This window comes from Mitsuaria sp. TWR114, from assembly GCF_007997345.1.
Genome location: NZ_VOSR01000646.1, coordinates 1 through 6,386 on the forward strand (window position 1 = coordinate 1; position 6,386 = coordinate 6,386).

The 6,386-nt window shown below is 69.9% G+C and carries 8 protein-coding genes; 4 read left to right on the forward strand and 4 right to left on the reverse strand.

What is annotated here, in order from left to right; translation table 11 throughout:
* On the reverse strand, positions 1 to 186 hold a 186-nt coding region (locus FUT87_RS21485; protein ID WP_186830686.1), incomplete at its 3' end, for a pyridoxamine 5'-phosphate oxidase family protein.
* A 153-nt stretch (positions 187 to 339) separates the two neighbouring features.
* Here FUT87_RS21485 and FUT87_RS21490 point away from each other — a divergent pair.
* Entirely contained in the window at positions 340 to 987 is a 648-nt protein-coding gene (locus FUT87_RS21490; RefSeq protein WP_091724394.1) for an NTP transferase domain-containing protein, read from the forward strand.
* Between the two features lie 92 nt (positions 988 to 1,079).
* On the opposite strand, the gene FUT87_RS21495 is transcribed toward FUT87_RS21490, so the two are convergent.
* Positions 1,080 to 1,571, reverse strand: a complete 492-nt coding sequence (locus tag FUT87_RS21495; protein WP_186830687.1) for a gamma-glutamylcyclotransferase — start codon at positions 1,569 to 1,571, stop codon at positions 1,080 to 1,082.
* A gap of 488 nt (positions 1,572 to 2,059) precedes the next feature.
* Here FUT87_RS21495 and edd point away from each other — a divergent pair, with 488 nt between their 5' ends.
* Together edd and FUT87_RS21505 are read left to right on the forward strand one after the other, a co-directional pair.
* Positions 2,060 to 3,880 (forward strand): phosphogluconate dehydratase, encoded by a 1,821-nt coding sequence (edd, locus tag FUT87_RS21500; RefSeq protein WP_147242333.1) that lies wholly within the window; start codon positions 2,060 to 2,062, stop codon positions 3,878 to 3,880.
* A gap of 53 nt (positions 3,881 to 3,933) precedes the next feature.
* Complete coding sequence (locus FUT87_RS21505) at positions 3,934 to 4,566, forward strand: bifunctional 4-hydroxy-2-oxoglutarate aldolase/2-dehydro-3-deoxy-phosphogluconate aldolase (RefSeq protein ID WP_147242334.1); 633 nt, start codon at positions 3,934 to 3,936, stop codon at positions 4,564 to 4,566.
* A gap of 136 nt (positions 4,567 to 4,702) precedes the next feature.
* On the opposite strand, the gene FUT87_RS21510 is transcribed toward FUT87_RS21505, so the two are convergent.
* A complete protein-coding gene (locus FUT87_RS21510) occupies positions 4,703 to 5,257 on the reverse strand; it encodes a PaaI family thioesterase (protein WP_147242335.1) in 555 nt (184 codons plus the stop codon).
* Positions 5,258 to 5,378: 121 nt separating this feature from the next.
* Here FUT87_RS21510 and FUT87_RS21515 point away from each other — a divergent pair, with 121 nt between their 5' ends.
* Entirely contained in the window at positions 5,379 to 5,897 is a 519-nt protein-coding gene (locus FUT87_RS21515) for a MarR family winged helix-turn-helix transcriptional regulator (protein ID WP_091724399.1), read from the forward strand.
* Between the two features lie 75 nt (positions 5,898 to 5,972).
* Here FUT87_RS21515 and FUT87_RS21520 read toward each other — a convergent pair.
* Positions 5,973 to 6,386, reverse strand: a 414-nt coding sequence (locus FUT87_RS21520) for a methyl-accepting chemotaxis protein (protein ID WP_310735287.1), incomplete at its 5' end; no start/stop codon positions are given.

Genomic DNA, 6,386 nt, shown 5'->3' on the forward strand with positions numbered 1-6,386 from the left:
CGATCCGGGTGACGGCCGGCCGTCCGGGCCCACCGTGGCCAGGGTCATCGCATTGGGTTCGGGGATGCCGGCGTCCAGCGCCTGCTGGAGCCATTCGCGGAACTGGCGCAGCGGTTCGGGCGAGGCCAACTGCTCGTCGAGCTCGTCACGCTCGTAGCTCTTTCGAAGGTCGGAGAGTTTGTCCATCCTTTGGAGTATCGGGCGAATCCTTAAGTAAAGCTCCCACTCGTGAAACTCCGGGTGCGAGCCCCATCTTCCGGCAGGCATGCTTCCCGGCATGGAGCCGTGCCACAGAGCGGCGGCCGGGGGGACTCGGGACCAAACCAGAAGGAAGTTTGCATGAATCAGCGACGACCCGCCGTCGTCGTGCTCGCGGCAGGGCGCGGCCAGCGCTTTCGCGGCGAGGGCCACAAGCTGGAACAGGTCTTGAACGGGGACACCGTGCTGGCGCTGACGCTGCGCCAGACGATGGCTTCCGGCCTGCCGATGCTCGTGGTGACCTCGACCGCGTTGGCGCCTCTGGTCCGACGCCATGTGGCCTCGCGCGACATGCTGGTGCTGCCCGACCAGGACCGCCTGGGACGTCCGGCGCCGCTGGGCATGGGCCATTCGATCGCGGCGGGTGTCGCCGCGACCGGGGACGCGCCGGGCTGGCTGATCCTGCCGGCCGACATGCCGATGGTGCGACCCGGCACGCTGGCCGCGGTGGCCGACGCGATCGAGCGCGATCCGATCGCCTATGCCCAGCACCGCGGGCGCCGGGGGCATCCGGTGGGCTTCAACGCCGAACTCTTCTCCGAACTCACCAGCCTGCAGGGCGATGAGGGCGCGCGCCGCCTGCTGGCGCGTTATCCGGCGCAGGCCGTGGACGTCGACGATCCGGGCGTGCTGATCGACGTCGATACCGTCGAGGACCTGCAGCGGCTCAAGGTGGATCCGTCGATGCCGCGCCCGAGCGACCTGGGCATGCGCAGCTTCGGCGGCTGAAACGGGCCAAGGCCGGCTCCGGCTCAGACCTGCCGGCTCGCGGTGGCGAGCCGCGGCTCAAGCCGACGCTCAAGCCGACGCGGCCGGTTGCCTCACAACCCGTGCGCGCGAGCCAGCGCCAGTTGGCGCTCCAGCGCGCGGTCGTGGATGCCGTGCTCCCGTAGGCAGGTCACGGCGCGCGTCAGGTAATCCAAGGTCGTGCCATAGCGCCCGCGCGCGTGGCGCAGGATGTGCAGCAATCGGTCGTCGGCGAGGTCACCCACCCAGCCCGGACTGCGCCGCGACAGCGTGAAGGCCAGCGCCTTGCGCGTGCCCAGGCCATCGGCGCAATGGCAGTCCAGCCACCGCGGCACGTAGGTGCCGACCACCATCTCCCGCAACCACAGACGATGCAGCGTGGCCTCGCTGTCCTGCGGCGCCACGCGGTAAAGCAAACCCCGGCAACTGCCACCCGACAACAACGTCATCACCAGCCCCGGCTGCTCCGCGCTGCCCCGGTTCACCAGCGAACGCAGGCGCAGCGCGCGGTGATAACCCTGGACCTTCGCCACCAGCGTCTGCGCGGCTCGAAACCAGGGTTCCACATCAGCGAGCCATAGGCGAACATCATCAGGCCGTGCTCGCGGTCCCATTGACGCTCCGCCACTTGCAGCAGCGCTTGACTGTGGGCAGGAAGGTCTTCGAGCCGGGCTTCGGCCAAAGGGTCGTGAATCATGGGGGAATGCTGCCATAGGGGGGTACTCCCACTGCAACCGGCGGTGCGTTGGCCGCGAGGGCATGGGGCCTTGGCGGCCAGCGCCAAAACCCCATGCCCTCCCGTCCCGGCAGCAGGGCTGACTGCAACGAAGCGGTGGCAGGGCGTAGAACGGAGGCGGAGAGCGGAGAGCGGAGCGCGGAGCGCGGAAGGCGTCGTGCGGCGGGCGCGCTTCGGGAACGTGGACTGCCGCGCAGTGGGTGAGCGTTTTCGTAACTCTCTTGTACCTGGGAAAGCGCTTGCGGAGGGCCGCGGGACCCCGTCGGCGTGTAATATGGTTACCAATCTAACCCTGGCCGAGTTACATCGGCAGTCGGCATGAACAAGACGCTTCTGGACGTCACCGCGCGCATCAAGGCGCGCAGCGCCGCTTCGCGCGAGCGCTATCTGGACCTGATCGAGCGCATGGCGGGCCGCCAGCGCGGCGTGCAGCGCCTCGGTTGCGCGAACGTCGCCCATGCGGTGGCCGCGATGCCGGCCAACGACAAGCTGCGCATCGTCGCCGAGAAGGCGCCGCACCTGGGCATCGTGACGGCCTACAACGACATGCTGTCGGCCCATCAGCCCTATGAGAACTACCCCGCGATCATCCGCGACGAGGTGCATCGGCAGGGCGCCACCGCACAGGTCGCCGGCGGCGTGCCGGCGATGTGCGACGGCGTGACGCAGGGCACGCCGGGCATGGAGCTCAGCCTGTTCTCGCGGGACACGATCGCGATGGGCACGGCGGTGGCGCTGTCCCACGATGTCTTCGATGCCGCGCTGCTGCTGGGCATCTGCGACAAGATCGTGCCCGGCCTGCTGATCGGCGCGCTGCACTTCGGCCATCTGCCCTGCGTGTTCGTGCCGGCCGGGCCGATGAGCTCGGGGCTGTCCAACAACGACAAGGCCAAGGTGCGCGAGCTCTACGCGCAGGGCAAGGTCGGCCGCGACGAGCTGCTGCAGGCCGAGTCCCAGGCCTATCACGGCGCCGGCACCTGCACGTTCTACGGCACGGCCAACAGCAACCAGATGCTGCTCGAGGCGATGGGGCTGCATGTGCCGGGCGCGGCCTTCGTCCATCCGCATGACGGCCTGCGCGAGGCGCTCACCCGCGAGGCCGTGCGCCAGGCGCTGAGGATCATTCCGCAGCGCGACTACACGCCGATCGGCCGCATGGTGGACGAGCGCAGCATCGTCAACGCGATGGCGGCGCTGCTGGCGACGGGCGGCTCGACCAACCACCTGATCCACTGGATCGCGGTGGCGCGCTCGGCGGGCATCCTGATCGACTGGAGCGATTTCTCCGAGTTGTCGTCGGTCGTGCCGCTGCTGGCGCGCGTGTATCCGAACGGCAGCGCCGACGTGAACCAGTTCCAGGCCGCGGGCGGCCCCGGCTTCGTGATCAAGGAACTGATCGGCGCCGGGCTGATGCACGGGGACGTGCTGACCTCGGTCGCGGGGCAGGACCTGAATGCCTTCGCGCGGCTGCCGCGCCGCGCCGAGGATGGCTCGGTGAGCTGGAGCGACCTGCCGGCCCGGAGCGGCGACGAGGCGGTGGTGCGCACCGCCGCCGCGCCGTTCTCGCCGACCGGCGGGCTGAAGCTGCTGGCGGGCAACCTGGGTCGCGCGGTGATCAAGGTGTCGGCGGTGCCCGAGGATCGGCACACGGTGGAGGCGCCGGCGCGCATCTTCGACAGCCAGGAGGCGATGCAGGCCGCGTTCAAGGCCGGCGAGCTGGAGCGCGACGTCGTGGTTGTCGTGCGCTTCCAGGGGCCGCAGGCCAACGGCATGCCGGAGCTGCACAAGCTGACGCCGCCGCTGGCGGTGCTGCAGGGCAAGGGCTTCAAGGTGGCGCTGGTGACCGACGGGCGCATGAGCGGCGCGTCGGGCAAGGTGCCGGCGGCGATTCATGTGAGTCCGGAGGCGCTCTCGGGCGGACCGCTGGCCAAGCTGCGCGACGGCGACCTGGTGCGGGTGTGCGCCAACAGCGGCGAGCTGACGGCGCTGGTGCCGGCGGCGGAGTGGGATCGGCGCGAGCTGGCGCAGATCACCGCGGACGCGGTGGTGGAGAACGGCGCCGGACTGGGCCGCGAGCTGTTCGCCGGCATGCGGCGCAATGTGACGTCGGCGGAGGAGGGCGCGGTCACCTGGCTGTGAGGCCGGAGGATCGACGCGTCGGCGGATTCGGATTCGATTACGAGGAGAACCCCATGAGTTCCATCAAGGACACCCTGAGCCTGGCCGAACACGGTCCGGTGATCCCGGTCATCGTCATCGACCGCGTCGAGGACGCGGTGCCGCTGGCGCGCGCGCTGGTCGCCGGCGGCGTGAAGGTGCTGGAGGTGACGCTGCGCACGCCGGTGGCGCTGGAGGCGATCGCCGCGATCGCGCGCGAGGTGCCGCAGGCGCTGGTGGGCGCGGGCACGCTGCGGACCTCGGCGGACGCGGTGGCGGCCAAGCAGGCCGGTGCCTGCTTCGCGGTCAGCCCCGGCTTCACGCAGGACGTGGCGAGCGCCTGCGACGCGCATTTCCTGCCCCTGCTGCCGGGCGTGTCGACGGCCAGCGAGGTGATGATGGCCAGCGACGCCGGCTACAAGTTCCTGAAGCTGTTCCCTGCGACCGCGGTGGGCGGCGTCGGCCTGCTGAAGGCGCTGGCCGGCCCATTCCCCGATGTGGCGTTCTGCCCCACCGGCGGCATCACGGTGCAGACGGCGCCCGATTTCCTGGCGCTGCCGAACGTCAAGGTCTGCGGCGGTTCCTGGCTCACCCCGGCCGACGCGGTGAAGGCGGGCGACTGGGCACGCATCACCCACCTGGCCAAGGAAGCGAGCGCGTTGCGCTGACCCCTCGCCGCTCACCCGCCCCTTGGGGGCGGGCCGGGGTGGGGTAACTGCTGCCCCGCCCGCTCGGAGGGCGGGGATGGGGTGGGAGCGAAACGATGAAAAGGGCTTCCAGAGCCGTGGCCGCCGGTTGCCTGGTTCACCGCTTCACCGGGTCGAAGATCAAGCAAGTCGTGCTCCCATGCGCATACAGCTTGCCGTCATGGCCGATCAGGTCCGCCTCCGCCGTCGCCATCTGGCGGCCGACATGCCGCACGCGGCCGATGGCGCGCACGACCGGCACGCGCTCGTTGAGCGCCCGCACCAGGTTGATCTTGAGCTCCAGCGTCGTATAGCCGCGGCCGGGATCCAGCGTCGTGTGCACCGCGCAGCCCAGCGCCGAATCCAGCAGCGTCGCATACCAGCCGCCGTGCACCGTGCCCATCGGGTTGTAGTGCCGGAACTTGGGCGAGCCCTGGAAGATCACCTCGCCCTTGCTCACGCGCAGCAGCGTGAAATCGAGGGTCTGTGCGATCGGCGGCGGCGGCAGCTTGCCGTCGAGCATCGCCTGCATCTGCTGCAGGCCGTTCAGGCCGGCGATCTCCGCCATCGTGGCCACGCCATGCTCGGGCCGCAGCATCGCGCGGACCGCTTTTTCTTCGTCCAGCCACTGGGCCAGCGCTTCGTCGTGCGAGGGGGTCAAAGCTGCGCTCATCGTGCATTCCTGTCGGGTGAATGAAGACCATCCGGAAACTTGTGGCTGCAATGGTTGCAGCTACAATCTTTCGCTGTCAAGCATCCCTGCGACAGCCGCAGGTTTCCACGGGAGGGCACCCATGAACGCGTCCGTCACCGCCACGAAGACGTCCGCCACGGCGAGCACCGCCCAGGCGGAGCCCATCTCGCCCAAGGGCTGTACCAATTTCAAGCTTCGCCAGGTGACGCGGCTGGTCTCCAACCACTGCGAGGCCCATTTCGCCGAGACCGGCCTGAAGACCACGCAGTACGCGCTGCTGTCGCACATCGTGGTGCTCGGTCCGATCCAGCCGAGCGAACTCGCGCGCCGCATGGACCTGGATCTGTCGACGCTGTCGCGCAACATCCAGCCCCTGCTCGCGATGGGACTGGTGGAGACCCTGCCCGGGCCCGACGCGCGCAGCCGCCAACTGCAGGCGACCGAAGAGGGCCACGCGCGTCGCAAGCAGATGAAGGCGACCTGGAAGCGCGCGCAGCTCTCGCTCAACGAGCGCCTGGGCGACGAGCGCGTGCAGCGCCTGCATGCGCTGCTCGACGAATGCGCGGCGCTGATGCGCGGCGAAGTCGATCCGGACGAGCTCGATGGCGACTCGCCATGAGCGCCTGAACGCTCCGAGCGCTCCAAACCCGAGCAACGCCCAGAGCGCCCCGAGCGCCCTGAACGTTCACGCGGCTCAACGTCCCATCTGGAACAGGTCGAGCGCCGCAGCCACCTCGCCGGCCTGGCCGCGCAGCCGATCCGAGGACCGCGCCAGGTCCTCGACCATCGCCACGTTCTGCTGCGTGATCTGCTCAAGTTGACGCACGGCGTCGGTCACCTGCGAGATGTCGTCGAGCTGCGCCTGCGCGCTGCGCTCGATGTCCTCGATGACGCCGCCGAAGCGCTCCACCGCCGAGAGCGTGTCCGCCATGCTGCGGCGCGCCTCGCCGGTCTGGCGCGTGCCCGCTTCGACCTTCTCGCCGGAGGCGGCGATCAGCTGCTTGATCTCTCGCGCCGCCACCGTGCTGCGCTGCGCCAGCGCGCGCACCTCCGACGCCACCACCGCGAAGCCCTTGCCATGCTCGCCGGCCCGCGCGGCCTCGACCGC